Genomic DNA, 18,476 nt, shown 5'->3' with positions numbered 1-18,476 from the left:
AGCATGCCCTGGATGCCCGCCGGGGCGCCCACGGCGTCGAAGGTCTCGCCCATGGTGATGTCCAGGTCGAACTTGGCCGCCACGTCGTCGGTGGGCAGCGACTCGGTCCGCAGGCCCGGGAGCACCGCGGACGGGCCTCCGCCGGGCGTCCCGGCGTTCTGCAGGGTGAGCATGACCTGGAACAGGGGGTGCCGGGCCAGCGAGCGGCTCGGGGCGAGTTCCTCCACGAGTTTCTCGAACGGCACGTCCTGGTGGGTGAAGGCCGCGAGCGAGGTCTCCCGCACCCGGCGCAGGACGTCGGTGACCGTGGGGTCGCCGCCCAGGCGGGTGCGGAGGACGAGGGTGTTGACGAAGAAGCCGATCAGGTCGTCGAGCGCCTGGTCGGTGCGCCCGGCGACCGTGGTGCCGATGGGGATGTCGGTGCCGGCGCCCAGCCGTGAGAGCGTCACCGCCAGCGCGGTCTGCACCGTCATGAACAGGGTCACTCCGTGCTCGCGCGCCACCTGCTGCAGGCGTCCGTGCACGTCGGCGGGGATCTCGACGGGGGCCAGGTGGCCGCGGTAGGACACCGTCGCGGGGCGCGGCCGGTCGGCCGGCAGGCGCAGTTCCTCCGGTGCGCCGTCCAGGGTGTCCCGCCAGTAGGCGACCTGCTGGGAGATCAGGCTGTCCGGGTCGCCCTCGTCGCCGAGCAAGTCTCGCTGCCAGAGCGCGTAGTCGGCGTACTGCACGGGCAGTGGCGTCCAGTCCGGTTCCTCGCCCGCGCGGCGCGCGGCGTAGGCCGCCGCGAAGTCGCGGGTGAGGGGCGCCATCGACCAGGCGTCCGCGGCGATGTGGTGGACCACCAGCGCCAGTACGTGCTCCTCGGGGGCCGTGGCGAACAGCCAGGCCCGCACGGGGATGTCCGTGGAGAGGTCGAACTCGTGCCCCGCGGCCCGTTCCAGCGCATCGGTCAGGCCGCCGGGGGCCACGTCGACGACGGGCAGTGCGAAGCCGGAGGTGTCGACGGGGCGGCTCCGCTGGTGGGGTTCGCCGCCGTGCACCGCGTAGACCGTGCGCAGCACCTCGTGGCGGTCGAGGACGTCGCGCAGGGCGGCGTCCACCGCGGTCCGGTCCAGCGGTCCGGTGATCCGCGTCAGCAGCGGGATGTTGTACGTGGCGCCGGGGCCCTCCAGTTGTCCCAGGAACCACAGACGGCGTTGCGCGAAGGAGAGCGGCACCCGCTCCGGCCGTTCCCGCGCGGCCAGTTCGATCCGGCCGGGCCGGGCCTGGACGAGCCAGCGCGCGAGACTCGCCGGGGTGGGGGCGTCGAACAGCGCGACGATCGTCATCTCCACGTGGAACGTGGCGCGGATCCGGCCGACCAGGACGGTGGCCAGCAGGGAGTGCCCGCCCTTGGCGAAGAAGTCGTCGTCCACGCCGAACGCCGGCAGTCCGAGCACGGCGGCGAACGCCTGGCAGAGCAGTTCCTCACGGGCGTCGGCGGGCACTCGTCCGGCGCCGGCCGCGTAGTCGGGGGCGGGCAGGGCGGCCCGGTCCACCTTTCCGTTGGGGGTCAGGGGCAGGGCGTCCAGTTCCACCATGGCCGAGGGCAGCATGTACTCGGGCAGCCGTTCGGCGGCGTACGCCCGGACGGTGAGGCCCACGGCGGCCCCCGGGTCGGCGGGCACCAGGTAGGCGACCAGCCGCTTGTCACCGGGGACGTCCTCCCGGACCAGTACGGTCGCCTGCGCCACCGCGGGGTGGGCCGTCACCACGGTCTCGACCTCGCCCGGCTCGACCCGGAAACCGCGGATCTTCACCTGCTCGTCGGCACGGCCCAAGAAGACGAGCCGGCCCTCGGTGTCCCAGCGCACCAAGTCGCCGGTGCGGTACATCCGTTCCCCGGAGGTCTCGAACGGGCAGGCCACGAAACGCTCGCCCGTCAGGACGGGGCGGCCGAGATAGCCTCGCGCGACGCCGGCACCGGCTACGTACAGCTCACCGGCGACACCGACGGGCACCGGGTTCAGAGCCCCGTCCAGGACGTAGACGCGCGTGTTGTCGAGGGGGCGTCCGATCGGCAGTACGCCGTCGACCTCGGCGGCGTCTGCGACCTCGTACTGTGTCGCGCACAGGGTCACCTCAGTGGGGCCGTACAACTGCCGTACGACCACACCGGGGTTGGCGTCCAGGACGCGCCGTACCGACTCGGCCGGGACCACGTCACCACCGGTCAGCACTTCCCGTACTCCGGTGAAGCAGCCCGGGTCCTGATCGGCCAGCACCCTCAACAACCCTGCGGTGGCGTGCACATGGGTCAGCCCGTGGCCGGTGACCAGGCGCCGCAGCACCACCGGGTCCACCCGCTCGTTCGGGGCGATGACGACCGTGCCGCCGGACAGCAGCGGGGCCCACAGCTCGTACGTCGAGGCGTCGAACGCGTGCGGGGCGTGGAACAGCACCCGCGGGGTGGCTCCCCAGCACCGGTCCGTGGCCAGGCGCACCACGTCCCCATGTGTCGCCACCACACCCTTCGGCACGCCCGTCGAGCCCGATGTGTACATCACGTACGCCGCCTGGCGCGGGGACCACCTCTGGGGAAGAACGCACTCCTCCGCGTCGGCGTCCGTGTCGGCCGAGAGTGTCGGAATGCCGAGGCCGCGCAGGAACTCGTGCCCGGACGTCGGCTCATGCACCACCACCCACCGGGCGCCGGAGTCCTCCACCACCGTCCGCATCCTGGCCACCGGCCAGCCCGCGTCCAGCGGCACGTACACGGCGCCGGCCTTGAGCACGGCCAGCAGGGTCACCACCAGGTCGACCGATCGTTCCATCACCACCGCGACGGTCGACTCCGCCGCCACACCCGCCTCGACGAGGACCCGCGCCAGCCGGTCCGCGCGGGCGTCCAGCTCGGCGTAGCCGATCTCCACGTCCCCGCAGACCAGCGCGGTGGCCTGCGGTACGCGTGCCGCCTGCGCGGAGAACGCCGCCGGAACGGTCACGTCCGGCACGTCGACGGCTGTGTCGTTCCACTCGGTCCGCATCCGGGTGCGGGTGCGCTCGTCCAGCACGCCGAGTCCCGCCAGCGGGGTCCCGGGGGCTTCCGCAAGGGCGGTGACCAGGTTGGCGAGGCCGGTGTGCAGGAGCGCGCAGACCTCGTCGGGGTCGGCGGGCGCCACCGCGTTGACGGTGATGTCGAAGCTCGATCCGTCGTTGTCGACGGCCACGTGCAGCGGGTAGTTGGTGTGCTCCCGGGTGTAGACGGTCCGGACGCCCTCGATGCCCTCACCGGGCTCGGGTGCCTCCCGGTTGTGCCGGTAGTTGAAGAGCGCGGTGAACAGCGGGCCGCCACCGGTCAGTCCGGTGGCGGACTGGGCCAGCGTCAGCGGCGCGTGCTCGTGGACCATGAGGTCGGCGAGCTGGTGGCGCAGTTCGGTCAGGGCCTCGGTCACACTCTTCCCGGCCATGCGCACGCGCACCGGCAGGGTGTTGAGGAAGAGGCCCGGGGCACGGTCGGCGCCCGCGCCCGCGTTCATGCGTCCGAAGAGCAGCGTGCCGAACACCACGTCGTCGCGGCCCGACACCGCGCCGAGGACGCGCGCCCACGCCAGATGGAACAGGGACGCCGGGCTCACCCCGAGCGACCGCGCCACCTCCCGCATCCGCCCCGTCAGGGCGTCGTCGACCCGCAGCCGGGCGTGCCGGGACCCCTCGCCGTCGCCGCGCACGTCCGTCAGACCGTAGGGCGCGGTGGGTTCCGTGACGTCGCCGAGGAGCTCGGCGAAGTACCGCTCGTGCTCCTCCCTGGGCGTCCCGAGCCGTGCCTGGGCGACGAAGTCGCGGAACGGCACCGGCGCGGGCAGCCGGTCGGCGTCGCCGTCCAGGAACGCCCGCAGATCGTCGAGCAACACCTCCACGGAGGTGTGGTCCTGGACCAGGTGGTGGATGCGCAGCAGCATCAGCCAGCCGCCTTCGGGGGCGGCGGCGACGTCCACCCGCAGCAGGGGCGCGCCGTCCAGTTCGATCCGGCCGCCGGCCGCCGTGCGCAGCTGCTCGACCGCCTCCGGACCGGCCGGGTCGAGCTCCCTCTCCTGGACCGGCAGCCCGGCGCGGCGCCACACGACCTGCACCGGCTCGCGCAGTCCTTCCCACACGATCGCGGTGCGGTAGATGTCGTGCCGGTCCATCACCCACTGGAGCCCCGCGAGGAAGTCGTCGAGCCTCTCCCGGGTGTCGAAGTCGAGCACGGTCGGGGTCACATAGACGTCCGTGCCGTCCCGGTCGGCCACCAGGTGGTGGAAGAAGATCCCTTCCTGGAGCGGGGCGAGCGGGTAGACGTCCTGGACGTTGGCCGCGCCGCCCGGCACCGTCTCCGTCACCCGGGCGATCTCGTCCTCGGTCAGGTCGACCAGGGGCAGCATCTCCGGGGTGATCTCCGTGGCGCCCTCGGGAATCATGCCGGGCGGCGGCACCACCACCGCCGGCGCGGCCGCGACGGCGGCCAGCCCCGCGGGGGTCGGCGTCACGAACAGGGCGCGCACCGAGACGGACACCCCGCGCTGCCGCAGCCATTCCACGAGCGACACGGCGAGCAGGGAGTGGCCGCCGAGGGCGAAGAAGTCGTCGTCGACGCCGACGGCCGGCAGGCCCAGCACCTCGGCGAACCCCTGGCAGAGCAGTTCCTCCTCCACCGTCGCCGCGGCCCGCCCGCCACCGGCGGTGTGGGCGGGGGCCGGCAGCGCCCTGCGGTCGAGTTTGCCGTTGACCGTCAACGGCAGGCCGTCCAGGACCACGAACGCGGACGGCACCATGTACGACGGCAGCCGCTCCCCCGCGTACACGCGCACCGCATCCGCCAGGCCGTCGGCGTCCTCGGTGGTCCCACCGGGGGTCACATAGCCGATCAGCCGCCTGCCGCCGAGGGTGTCGTCGCCCACGAGGACCGCGGCCTGTGCCACGTCGGGGTGGCCCGCCAGCACCGCCTCGACCTCACCCGGCTCGATCCGGAACCCGCGGATCTTCACCTGTTCGTCCGCACGCCCCGCGAACACCAGCCGTCCGTCGCGCGACCAGCGGGCCCGGTCACCCGACCGGTACATCCGGCCCCCGGCCTCACCGAACGGGCAGGCGACGAACCGTTCGCCGGTGAGCCCGGCACGCCCCAGATAGCCGCGCGCGGCCTGCGCGCCGGCCACATACAACTCACCCGTCACGCCCACCGGGACGGGCCGCAGCCACTCGTCCAGCAGGAACACCGACAGTCCGGGCAGACCCCGCCCGATCACGCTGCCGTCCGCGGCGGTGTCCGGGCGGAGGTCGTGGTGCGTGACGTGCACCGTCGTCTCCGTGATCCCGTACATGTTGACCAGCCGCGGCCCGGTCCCGCCGTGCCGCTCCCACCAGCCGTCGAGCCGCGCCGGCTCCAGTGCCTCACCGGCGAAGACCACGGTGTGCAGGTCGGGCAGCGCGCCCCCCGCGCCCATCAGCTGGTAGAACGCCGACGGCGTCTGGCTCAGGACGGTCACACGCTCGCGTTCCAGCAGTTCCACGAACTCGCGCGGCGACCGCGAGACGTCGAACGGCACCACCACCAGGCGTCCGCCGTGCAGCAGCGCACCCCACATCTCCCATACGGAGACGTCGAACGCGAACGAGTGGAAGCCGCTCCACACGTCGTCTGCTCCGAAGGCGAACATCTCCCGGGCGGCGGCGAACAGCGCCACCACGCTGCGGTGTGGCACCACCACACCCTTCGGCCGTCCCGTCGACCCGGAGGTGTAGATCACGTAGGCGGGGTGGTCCGGGCGTACCGTCGGCAACGGCACCGAGTCGAATACCGGCCCCGAACCGGCCCCGTCGACCGGCACGGCCGCCACACCAGCGGGGAGGACCGGCGCGAACTCCGCCGACGTCACCACCCACTCGGCCCCCGCGTCGGACAGCACGAACGCCACACGATCCGCCGGATAGTCCGGGTCCACGGGAAGATACGCACCCCCCGCCTTCGCCACCGCCAGCACCGCCACCACCACATCGGCGGACCGCCCCAGCAGCACCCCCACCACCGACTCAGGGCCCACACCGCGCCCCACCAGACCACGCGCCAACCGGTCGGCGCGTGCGTCCAGCTCCGCGTACGACAACTCGACCCCGCCCGCCGTCACCGCCGTCGCGTCCGGCGTCCTCGCCGCCTGCACCGCGAACAGTTCAGGAAGCGTCGCCTCGGACGTCGGGAGCGCCGGGCCGTTCCAGTCCTCGACGAGGGTGGACAGCTCCGCCTCGTCCAGCAGGTCGACCTCGCCAAGCCGCAGGTCCGTGCGGTGGGTCAGTGCTTCGAGCGCCCGAGTGAAGCAGGCGACGAGCCGGTCGGCCGTTTCCTGGTCGAACAGATCGGCGGCGGCGACGAGCGTGCCGTGCATCCCGGTGGGGGCGCCCTCCGGGTCGAAGGTCTCGGCGAGGGCCAGGTCGAGGTCGAACTTGGCGGCCGTCGCCCCCGTCGGCAGCACGGCCGTCTCCAGGCCCGGCAGCGCGGCGGACGCTCCGCCGCCGGCCCGCGCGGTGTTCTGCAAGGTCAGCATGACCTGGAACAGCGGGTGCCTGGTCAGTGACCTGACCGGGGCCAGTTCCTCCACCAGTCGCTCGAACGGCACGTCCTGGTGGGCCAGGGCCGTCAGGAGGTCGTCGCGCACCCGGTGGAGCGTCTCGGCGAACGTCGGGTTCCCGGAGAGGTCGGTGCGCAGGACCAGGGTGTTGACGAAGAAGCCGGCCAGTTCGTCCAGTGCCTGGTCGGTACGGCCGGCGACGGCCGTGCCGATGGGGATGTCGGTGCCGCCGCCGAGCCGTGACAGCGTCACCGCCAGCGCGGCCTGGAGCACCATGAAGACCGTCACGCCCTCGGCGCGTGCCACCTCCCGCAGTCGTCGATGCAGCTCGGCGGGGAACTCGAGCCCGGCGGTGCGGCCGCGGTGGGAGAACTCGGCGGGTCGCGGCCGGTCGGCCGGCAGGTCCAGTTCCTCGGGCGCTCCCGAGAGGGCGTCCCGCCAGTGGCTCACCTGCCGTGAGAGCAGGCTGTCCGGGTCGTCCTCGTCGCCGAGCAGTTCCCGTTGCCACAGGGTGTAGTCGGCGTACTGCACCGGCAGCGGCTCCCAGCGTGGGGCGTCCCCGACGAGCCGGGCCGCGTACGCCGTCGACACGTCGCGCGCCAGCGGCTCCATCGACCAGGCGTCACCGGCGATGTGGTGGACCACCAGGACCAGCACATGCTCGTCCGGCGCCACCGCGAACAGCGTGGCGCGCAGCGGGGTCTCCACGGCCAGATCGAACGCGTACGCCGCCGCACGCGCGAGCGCGTCGGCGAGCCCGTCGGACGGCACCTCCACGACCTCGGGCGCGAACCCGGTCGCGTCGGCGGGGAGGACCCGCTGGTAAGGGGTGCCGTCGTCGGCCACCTCGAACACGGTGCGCAGCACCTCGTGGCGTGCGACCGTGTCGCCCAGCGCGGCCAGGAACGCCTCCCGGTCCAGCGTCCCGGTCAGGCGCAGCGCCAGCGGAAGGTTGTACGTCGGGCTCGGCCCCTCCAACTGCGCGAGGAACCACAGGCGTTGCTGGGCGAAGGACAGGGGTGTCCGCTGCGGCCGGGTCCGGGCCACCAGCGCCTTGCGTCCGGGTACGGCGGTCTCGGTCAGCCGGGCGGCCAGCCGGCCGGGCGTCGGCGCTTCGAAGACCGTACGGATCTGGAGTTCCACGTCCAGGGTCGCGCGTACCCGGCTCACCAGGCGGGTCACCAGCAGGGAGTGCCCGCCGAGGGTGAAGAAGTCGTCGTCCACACCGACCGCGGGCAGCCCGAGGACCTCGGCGAACACCTGGCACAGCAGTTCCTCGCGGGCGTCGGCCGGCAGACGCCCGGCTCCCGTCAGGTACCGGGGCGCGGGCAGCGCCGCCCGGTCCACCTTCCCGTTGACCGTCAGCGGGAAGGCGTCGAGCTCCACGAACGCCGCCGGAACCAGGTACTCGGGGAGGCGCTCGGCCGCGTACGCGCGTACCGCGGCGGTGAGCGCACTGCCCTGTTCCACCGGCACCAGGTAGCCGATCAGCCGTTTGTCCCCGGGGGTGTCCTCGCGTACGGCGACGGTGGCCTGCGCCACGGCCGGGTGCGCGGCGAGCACCGCCTCGACCTCGCCCGGCTCCACCCGGAACCCGCGGATCTTCACCTGGTCGTCCGCCCGGCCCGCGAAGACGAGCCGCCCGTCCGGTGTCCACCGGGCCAGGTCACCGGTGCGGTACATCCGTTCGCCCGGCCCGAACGGGCATGCCACGAACCGCTCCGCCGTCGACTCGGCGCGGTTGGCGTAGCCGCGGGCGAGGCCGGACCCGGCCACGTAGAGTTCCCCGGTGACGCCCACGGGCACCACGTTGAGACCGTCGTCCAGGACGTACACGCGGGTGTTGTCGAGCGGCCGGCCGATCGGCAGCACGCCGTCCACCTCGGCGGCGTCGGCGACCTCGTGCTGGGTGGCGCACAGCGTCACCTCGGTGGGTCCGTACATGTGCCGCACGACGGCCCGCGGGTTGGCGTCCAGGATGCGGCGCACGGCGTCGGCGGGCACCACGTCGCCGCCCGTCAGCACTTCGCGCACGCCGTCGAAGCAGCCGGGGTCGTCGTCGGCCAGCACCCGCAGCAGTCCGGCGGTGACATGGACGTGCGTCAGCCGGTGCGCGGTGGTCAACCGCCGCATCAGCGCCGCGTCGACGCGCTCCCGCGGCGCGATCACCACGGTGCCGCCCGACAGCAGCGGCACCCACAGCTCGTAGCAGGAGGCGTCGAACGCGTGCGGGGCGTGGAACAGCACCCGCGGGGTGGTCCCCCAGCACCGGTCCGTGGCCAGGCGCACCAGGTCCTTGTGTGTGGTCACCACACCCTTCGGTACGCCCGTCGAGCCCGAGGTGTACATCACGTACGCGGCCCCGTCGGGCGGGACCGGACCCGGCAGGTCCACCACGGTGTCCGTCGTGGCGTCGACCCGCAGCAGCGCGACCCCGGCCTCCAGCCCGGCCGTCGTCCCGTCCACCAGCACCAGGCAGGCGTCCGCGTCCTCGATCACGGCGCGCGTCCGGGCGGCGGGCCATCCCGCGTCCAGCGGTACGAACACGCCGCCGGCCTTGGAGACGGCCAGCAGCGCCACGACGAGGTCGGCCGAGCGTTCCATGGCCACGGCGACGGCCGACTCCGGACGCACTCCGGACGCGACCAGCGTCCGGGCCAACCGGTCGGCCCGGGCGTCCAGTTCGGCGTAGGTGATCCGGTCGTCGCCGCACACCAGCGCCACGGCGTCCGGGGCGGCCGCGACCGTGGCGGCGAACGCCTCGGGCAGCGACGCGTCCGGCGCGGGCACCGCGGTGTCGTTCCAGCCGTCCAGCAGCGCGGTCAGCTCGGCCCCGTCCAGGACCTCCACCATACGGAGCGGCGTGGCCGGTTCGTCCTGGATGGCGGAGGTGAGGGACTCCAGGCAGGTGGTCAGCAGCGCGCCGACCCGTGCCGGGTCGGCGGGCGTCACCGCGTCCACGGTGACCGTGAAGCCGGCCGTGTCCGCGTCGACCGCCACGGCGAGCGGGTAGTTGGTGAGGTCGCGGGCGGACAGCACCTGCATGCCGTCCAGTTCGGCGCGGGACTCGTGCGGCCCGTTCGTGTTGTGCCGGTAGTTGAGGATGGAGGTGAACAGCGGGCTGCCGCCGGGCAGTCCGCAGGCGGCCTGGGCGAGGGTCAGCGGCGCGTGTTCGTGCACGAGCAGATCGGCGAGGTCGCGCCGGAGACCGGTCAGCGCCTCCGCCACGCTCTGCCGGTCGAGCCGCACGCGCACCGGGAGGGTGTTGATGAACAGGCCCGGTACGCGGTCCGCGCCCTCACCGGCGTTCATCCGCCCGAACAGCACGGTGCCGAAGACGACGTCGTCGCGGCCGGAGACGGCGCCCAGCACACGCGCCCAGGCGAGGTGGAACAGGGTCGCAGGACTGGCTCCGAGGGTACGCGCGGCCCGGCGGACGCGTGCGGCCAGGGCGTCGTCGAGCCGGAGCCGGGCCTGTTCCGATCCGCTGCCGTCACCGTGCACATCGGTCAGGCCGTACGGTGCGGTGGTCTCGGTGACGTCCCCGAGCAGCTCGGCGAAGTACCGCTCGTGCTCCTCCCTGGGGGTGCCGAGGCGCGACTGCGCGACGAAGTCGCGGAACGGGAGCGGCGGCGGCAACGCGTCGGCCCGGCCGGCCAGGAAGGCCCACAGATCGTCGAAGAGGACGTCCTGGGTGGTGTGGTCCTGCAGCAGGTGGTGGATGCGGAGCAGGGCCAGCCACCGGTCGCCGCCCGGGTCGGCGGCGATGTGCGCGGACATCAGCGGTACCCGGTTCAGCTCCATTCGGCGTCCGCCGAGGGCCAGCATCTGTTCGACGGGGTCCGGCCCGTCGGCGTCCAGAACCGTTTCCTCGACGGTCAGTTCGGCGTGCCGCACCACGACCTGCACCGGCTCCCGCAGCCCGTCGGAGACCACGGCGGTGCGGTAGATGTCGTGGCGGTCCACCATCCAGCGCAGCGCGGCGAAGAAGTCGTCGAGGCGGTCACGCGAGTCGAACTCGACGACGGCGGGAGTGATGTAGACGTCCGTGCCGTCGCCGTCGGTCATGAGGTGGTGGAAGAGGAGACCCTCCTGGAGCGGCGCCAGGGGGTAGATGTCCGCGATGTTGGCGGCGCCTCCCGGCACCGCCGCCGCCACCCGGGCGATCTCCTCCTCGGTGAGCTCGACCAGGGTCAGCATGTCCGGCGTGATCTCGGTCGCGCCGTCCGGGATCAGGTTCGGCGGCACCGTCACCGGTTCCGGTCCGGCCGCCGCCGCCAGCGCGGCGGGGGTCGCGGACACGAACAGCGCCCGCACGGACACCGAGACGCCGCGCCGGCGTAACCACTCGACCAGCGACACGGCCAGCAGGGAGTGGCCGCCGAGTGCGAAGAAGTCGTCCTCCACCCCGACCGCGGCCCGGTCCACTCCGAAAACCTCGGCGAACGCCTGGCACACCAGCTCTTCCTGGGCGTTCTCGGGCGCCCGCCCGCCACCGGCGCCCTGGTACTCGGGGACGGGCAGGGCCTCGCGGTCCAGTTTGCCGTTCGCGGTGAGCGGCAACGCGTCCAGCTCCACGACCGCCGACGGCACCATGTACGCCGGAAGGCGCTCCGCCACACGGGCGACCGCGGCAGCACCGACGCCCGTTCCCGGCGTACGGGGGACGACGTAGGCGGTGAGGCGCTTGTCGCCCGGGGTGTCCTCGCGTACGACGACGGCGGCATGGGCGACGGCAGGGTGCGCCGCGAGTACGGTCTCGACCTCACCCGGCTCGATCCGGAAACCCCGGACCTTCACCTGGTCGTCCGCACGCCCCGCGAACACCAACTCGCCCTCGGCATTCCACTTCACCCGGTCACCGGTGCGGTACATCCGCTCGCCGGAGGCATACGGACAGGCCACGAACCGCTCCGCGGTCAGGCCCGCACGTCCGAGATAGCCCCGCCCCAGCTGCACGCCCGAGACGTACAACTCGCCGAGCACACCGACCGGGACCGGACGCAACCCGTCGTCCAGCACGTACAGCCGCGTGTTGCCCACCGGACGACCGATCGGCACCCCGGCGCCCAGACTCCCGTCCACTGCCTGCCAGACGGTGACATTCACCGTCGCCTCACTGGGCCCGTAACTGTTGAACAGCGTCCGGCCGGCCGCCACCCAGCGGTCCACCAGATCCGGCGGGCACACCTCACCCCCCACATCCAGCACGAACCCCGGGGCCAGTGCCTCCTCCCGCATCAGCACCGCCACCGCCGGCGGCAGCGTCGCGTGCGTCACGCGCTCCTCCAGCAGGAACCGCACCAGCTCCTCACCCAGCCGCCGCTCCGACGGCACCACCACCAGCGCCCCGCCCCCCAGCAACGCCAGCCACCACTCCTCGCAGAACGCGTCGAACCCCGCCGACGCGAACTGCGCCACCCGACTGCTCTCACTCACCCCATACCGGACATGACTCGCCACATAACTCACACACGCCGCATGAGAGATCAGCACCCCCTTCGGCCGACCCGTCGAACCCGACGTGTAAATCACGTACGCCGGATGGGAGGGGAGGAGGGGGGAGATACGGTCGGCATCCGTGACCGGAAAGTCGTCGAAGTCCTCGGTCTCGGCGAGGAAATTCAGGTCGTCGATCACCAAGACAGGTGAGGCGTCCTCGATCACGAAGCGGATCCGATCGGCGGGTTGTCCCGGGTCAACGGCCACATACGCGCCGCCCGCCTTCAACACCGCCAGCACAGCGATCACCAACTCCGGCGAACGCTCCAACACCAGAGCCACCACCGACTCCGGACCCACACCCCGCCCGATCAACTTCCGCGCCAGACGATTCGCCCGCGCGTCAACCTCCCGATAACTCAACTCGACACCGCTGCCCACCAACGCCACCGCATCCGGCGACAACCGAGCCTGCGCAGCGAACAACTCCGGGAGCGAACCCCCCGGCACCTCCACCACCGCACCACTCCCCACCCCGAGAAGCCGCCGCTGCTCCTCCGGATCGAGTACGTCCAGGGAGCGGACGTGGGCCGTCGGAGTGGTGGCGACCTGTTCGAGGACGCGTGCCAGCATGTCGGCGATCCGCTGGACCGTACCGGCGTCGAACAGGTCGGCCGCGCCGATGAGGGCGCCGCGCAGTCCCGCGGGCCGCCCGTCGCCGTCGTGCGTCTCGCGCAGCACCAGGTCGAGGTCGAGGTCGCGGGCCTGCTGGTCGTCGGAGAGCATCTCGACGCGGAGCCCGGGGAGTTCCAGGGCGGGGCCACCGCCCGGTCCGGTGGACATCGGGTCCCCGGTCTCCACGGCCGCCATCACCTGGAACAGGGGGTGCCGGGCCAGCGACCGGGTGGGTGACAGTTCCTCGACCAGCTTCTCGAAGGGCACGTCCTGGTATTCGTAGGCGTCCAGGGATGCCTCACGGACCCGCTCGAGCACCTCGGTGAAGGTCGGGTCGCCCGACAGGTCGGCACGGATCACCAGGTTGTTGACGAAGAAGCCGACGAGGTCGTTGAGCCCTTCGTCGTTCCGTCCCGCGACCAGGGTGCCCATCGGGAGGTCCTCGCCCGCACCGGTCCGGGACAGCAGTACCGCCAACGCGGACTGCGCCACCATGAGCAGGCTGGCCCCGTGGTCCCCGGCCAGTTCCCGCAGCCGCCGGTGGGTGTCCGCGGGGAGCTCCAGTTCGGCGGTGTGCCCTCGGGGGGTGGTCTGCGCCGGACGCGGCCGGTCGGTGGGCAGTTCCAGTTCCTCCGGTGCGCCGGCCAGGGTGCGCCGCCAGTACGCCACCTGCTCCGACAGCGTGCTCTCCGGGTCGTCGCCGGTGCCGAGGAGCTCCCGCTGCCACAGGGCGTAGTCGGCGTACTGCACGGGCAGCGGCTCCCACCGCGGCGCGCGGCCCGCCAGCCGGGCCGTGTAGGCGGTGGAGAGATCGCGCATCAGCGGCCCGATGGACCAGCCGTCGGCGGCGATGTGGTGCACCACCAGGGCCAGCACGTGCTCGTCCGGACCCACTTCGAACAGGTCGGCGCGTACCGGGATCTCCTCCGCCAGGTCGAAGGCGTACGTGCTCGCGCGCCGCACCGCGGCCTCGGCGTCCTCCGGCGGCACCTGGACGACTCCCAGTTCGAAGCCCGTCTCCCGCAGGGGCAGTATCCGCTGGTACGGCTCCCCGTCGACGGCGGGGAGGACGGTGCGCAGCACCTCGTGGCGGCCGATCACGTCGCGCAGTGCGGCGTCCATCGCCTCCCGGTCCAGCGTGCCGCGCAGCCGGAGGGTCAGCGGGATGTTGAAGGTGGTGGCGGCTCCCTCCAGCTTCCAGAGGAACCACAGGCGGCGCTGCGCGAACGACAACGGAATCATGAGAACTCCTTCTTCTGCGTACGCATCGGCCGCAGCGTCGGCCTGGTCTTCTTCGGTGTGCCGGTGTGCGCCGTCAGCCACTCGGCGACGCCGGCGGGGGTGGGGTTCGCGAAGAGCACCCGGAGCGGTACGTCGACGCCAGCCGCCGTCCGTACGCGGCTGAGCAACCGGGTGGCCAGCAGGGAGTGCCCGCCGAGCGCGAAGAAGTGGTCGTCGGCCCCGACCGCGGGAAGGCCGAGGATGTCGGCGAAGGCCCGGCACACCAGTTCTTCCTGCGGGGTGGCGGGCGCGCGGCCGGTAGCTGCCGCGCCGTAGTCGGGTGCGGGCAGCGCCCTGCGGTCCAGCTTGCCGTTGGGGGTGAGCGGCAGGGCGTCCAGCGGCACGACGGCCGACGGCACCATGTACGACGGCAGCCGCTCCCCGGCGAACCCGCGCACCGTGCGCGGAAGTTCCCCGGCGTCGACGTCTTCGGCGGGGACCACGTACCCCACGAGCCGCAGGTCGCCGGGTGAGTCCTCCCGTACGGTCACCGCGGCCCGGGCCACGTCGGGATGTGACGCGAGTACGGCCTCGACCTCGCCGGGTTCGATCCGGAACCCCCGGATCTTCACCTGGTCGTCCGCCCGGCCCGCGAACACCAACTGCCCGTCGGCGTCCCACTTGACCCGGTCGCCCGTACGGTACATCCGCCGGCCCGGCTGGAACGGGCACGCCACGAAGCGTTCCGCCGTCAGTCCGGTCCGGCCCAGGTAGCCGCGCGCCAGGCCCGAGCCGGCGAGGTGGAGTTCGCCCACGACGCCCACCGGCACGGGCCGCAGCGCGTCGTCCAGCACATAGGCGCGGGTGTTGAGGACGGGTCTGCCGATCGGCACGGCCGCTCCCGCGTCCAGGCCGGGGGCGCACCGCCACACCGTGGCGTCCACGGTCGCCTCGGTGGGGCCGTAGGCGTTGAACATGGTGCGGCCGTCCGCCGTCCAGCGTTCGACCAGCTCGGGCGGGCACGCCTCGCCGCCGACGTCGAGCACGAATGACGGGTCCAGCAGGCCGTCGGGGATCGTCGCCGCCACCGCGGGCGGCAGTGCCGCGTGGGTCACTCCCTGGTCCACCAGGAAGTGGCCGAGGTCCGGTCCGAGCCGCCGGTCCGCGGGCACGGTCACCAGCGTCGCGCCGCGCAGCAGTGCGAGCAGCCACTCCTCACAGAACATGTCGAAGCCGACGGACGCGAACTGCGCCACCCGGCTCCCGGCCGCCACTCCGTACCAGTCGTGGCTCGCCGAAAGGTTCGCGCACCCCTCGTGGGTGACGACCACACCCTTCGGCCGTCCGGTGGACCCCGAGGTGTAGATCACGTAGGCGGGGTGGGAGGGCAGCAGCGGGGAGACGCGGTCGGCGTCCGTGACCGGTGCCGCGGTGTGGTCGGCGGTCTCCGCGAGGAAGTCGGGGTCGTCGATGACCAGCACCGGGGCGGCGTCCTCGATCACGGACCGGATGCGCTCGGCGGGCTGCCCGGGATCGATGGGCAGGTAGGCGCCGCCCGCCTTCAGCACCGCCAGCACCGCGATGACCAACTCGGGCGAACGCTCCAGCACCAGAGCCACCACCGACTCCGGGCCCACATCCCGCGCGATCAGCTTCCGCGCCAGACGGTTCGCCCGCTCCTCCACCTCCCGATAGCTCAACTCGACGCCCGCGCCCGCCAACGCCACCGTCTCCGGCGACAACCGGGCCTGCGCGGCGAACAGTTCCGGCACCAGCCCGTCCGGCACCGGCCCCGCCGTGTCGTTCCAGTCCTCCACGATCCGCCGGTGCTCGTCCCCGGTGAGCAACTCCAGTGCGGCGAGCGGCGCTTCGGGCTCGGCGACCGCCGCCGTGAGGACGCGGACCAGGTAGCCGGCGATGCGTTCGGCCGTCGCCCGCTCGAACAGGTCGGCCGCCGTCGTCAGCGTGCCGTACATGCCGTCCGGTGCGCCCTGGTCGTCGTGGCGTTCCGACAGGCTCAGCGCGAGGTCGTACCTGGCCGTGCCGTGGGCGAAGGGCTCGCCGGCCACGTCGAGACCGGGCAGCCGCAGCGCGCCTTCGGGGACGTTCTGCACGTCGAGCGCCACCTGGAAGAGCGGCTGCCGGGCCAGGGAGCGGTCCGGGACGAGTTCCTCCACCACCTGGTCGAAGGGCAGGTCCTGGTGTGCGTACGCCGCCAGGTCGGTCTCGCGCACCCGCCGCAGCAGCTCGGCGAACGTCGGGTCGCCCGACACGTCGGTCCGCAGGACGAGCATGTTGACGAAGAAGCCGATCAGGTCGTCCATCGCGTCGTCGGTGCGGCCGGCCAGTGCGGTGCCGATCGGGATGTCGGTGCCCGCGCCCAGCCTGCTCAGCAGCGCCGCGAGGCCCGCCTGGAGCACCATGAAGACGGTGACCTGTTCGGTGGCCGCCAGCTCCGCGATCCGCCGGTGCAGCTCCGCGGGGAGTTCCACCGCGATCTCGTCTCCCCGGTGGGTCGCCACCGGGGGGCGCGGGCGGTCGGTCGGCAGCGCCGTCTCGTCTGGGGCACCCGCGAGCGTCTCCCGCCAGAACGCCAGTTGCCGGGAGCGGACGCTGTCCGGGTCGTCCGCGTCGCCGAGCAGTTCGTGCTGCCACAGCGCGTAGTCGGCGTACTGCACCGGCAGCGGCGCCCAGTCGGGTGCCCGGCCCTCCAGGCGCGCCGCGTAGGCGGTGGACATGTCGTGTGCGAGGGCCGCGGTCGACCAGCCGTCGGTCGCGATGTGATGCACCGCCAGTACGAGGACGTGCTCGTCCGGCGACAGGGCCAGCAGCCATGCCCGGAGGGGGATCTCCGTGGCGAGGTCGAAGTCGTGGCCCGCCAGGCGGTCGATCGTGGCGGCGACCTCCGCGGCCGCGGTGTCCACGACGGTCAGCCCGAAGGCCGTCTCCTCGACCTCGAGGATCCGCTGGTGGGGCTCGCCGTCCTCGGCCGGGAGCACGGTCCGCAGCACCTCGTGGCGGCCGATCACATCCCGCAGGGCGGCGTCCATCGCCTCCCGGTCCAGCGTGCCGCGCAGCCGGAGGGCGGTGGTGTTGCTGTAGCTGGCGCTGGAGCCCTCGAGCTGCCCGATGAACCACAGCCGGCGCTGAGCGAAGGACAGCGGCACCCGCTCCGGGCGTTTCCGCGGAGTGAGGGCGGGGCGGTCGGGGGCGACCGGGCTCAGCCGTTCGGCGAGACGGGCCGGCGTCAGCGCCTCGAACAGCGCCCGGATGGACACTTCCCTTCCGAGCACCGTACGCAACCGGCTGACCAGCCGTGTCGCCACCAGGGAGTTCCCTCCGAGGGCGAAGAAGTCGTCGTCGGGGCCGACCTGCCGCACGTCCAGCACATGGGCGAACGCCTGGCAGAGCAGTTCCTCCTGGGCGGTGGCGGGGGCGCGTCCGGAGCCCCCCGTCGTCCGGTTTCCGGCCTCGGGTACGAGCACGGCCCGCCGTCCGGCCCTGTTTCCGTCGGGGGTCGCCGGGCGCGCGGCTCCGGGAACGTCGACCGACAGCAGCGGGAGGTCGGGAGTGTCCTCCAGCGCCGTGGTGAGGTGGGCGAGTGTCGTCTCCAGCAGCGCGGCGACCTTGCCGGCGTCGACCGGATACGCGACGTCCACGGTGATGCCGAACGACTGGCCGTCGTCGTCGACGGAGACGCCCAGCGGGTAGTTGTTGCGTTCCTGCGTGAAGAGAGTCGTGACGTCGGCGAGTACGCCGTCCGGCTCGTGGACGGGCGGCTTGCTGTGCCGGTAGTTGAACAGCGCGGTGAAGAGGGGGCTGCCGGCCGGCAGGCCGGCGGCCGCCTGAGCGAGGGTCAGCGGCGCGTGCTCGTGCGCCAGCAGTTCGGCGAGCTGGTCGCGCAGGCCGGCCAGCGCCTGTCCGACCGTCCGTCCGGCCGGATCGACCCTGACGGGAAGGGTGTTCATGAACAGTCCCGGCACACGGTCGGCTCCGACGGTCGCACGCCCCAGCAGTACCGTGCCGAAGACGATGTCGTCGCGGGCCGACACCGCCGACAGCATCCGGGCCCACGCCAGGTGGAAGACCGTCGCGGGGCTGACCCCCCGGGAGCGGGCGAGGGCCTGGACGCGCCGTGTCAGCGCTTCGTCCACCCTGCGCCTGGCCTGGGCGAGGTCCGTGCCGTCGCCGCGGACGTCGAGCAGCCCGTAGGGGGCGGTGGTCTCGGTGATGTCGCCGAGCAGCCTGGTGAAGTACTCCCGGTGCGCCTCCTCGGAGACGCCCAGCCTGGCCTGCGCGACGAAGTCCCGGAACGGCACCGGCGCGGGCAGCTCGTCCGCCCGTCCGGCGAGGATCGCCTTGATCTCGTCGAGGACGATGTCGAGTGCGGTGTGGTCCTGGACCAGGTGGTGCATCCGTACCAGGGCCAGCCATCCGTCGCCGTCCGGCTCGGCCGCGGTGTGCACCGTCAGCAGAGGCGCACGGTGGACCTCCATCCAGCTTCCGGCCGCCGCCAGCAGCTGCCGGACGGCGTCCTCACCGCCTTCGGGGTCG

General features: G+C 72.9%; 2 protein-coding genes (both cut by a window edge). Both read right to left on the bottom strand.

Translation table 11 applies throughout. The features are described 5' to 3' along the window. Positions 1-13,943: the 5' portion of a non-ribosomal peptide synthetase gene (locus CNQ36_RS25730; protein ID WP_121547709.1), read on the bottom strand. 12,292 nt of this gene lie to the left of the window's left edge; the window shows 13,943 of its 26,235 coding nt (coding positions 1-13,943); the start codon lies at positions 13,941-13,943; its stop codon lies off the left edge, out of view. Next, positions 13,940-18,476, bottom strand: partial view of a non-ribosomal peptide synthase/polyketide synthase gene (locus tag CNQ36_RS25725; protein ID WP_121547708.1) — the final stretch only. It continues 16,295 nt past the right edge of the window; the window shows 4,537 of its 20,832 coding nt (coding positions 16,296-20,832); the start codon falls outside the window, past its right edge — the gene reads right to left on this strand; its stop codon occupies positions 13,940-13,942. Before CNQ36_RS25725 ends, CNQ36_RS25730 begins: the two co-directional genes overlap by 4 nt.

Origin of the sequence: Streptomyces fungicidicus, from assembly GCF_003665435.1 — a bacterium.
Classification (GTDB): domain Bacteria; phylum Actinomycetota; class Actinomycetes; order Streptomycetales; family Streptomycetaceae; genus Streptomyces; species Streptomyces fungicidicus.
Note: the sequence above shows the minus strand (reverse complement) of the source record. Positions and strands in the feature narration are given on the sequence as shown.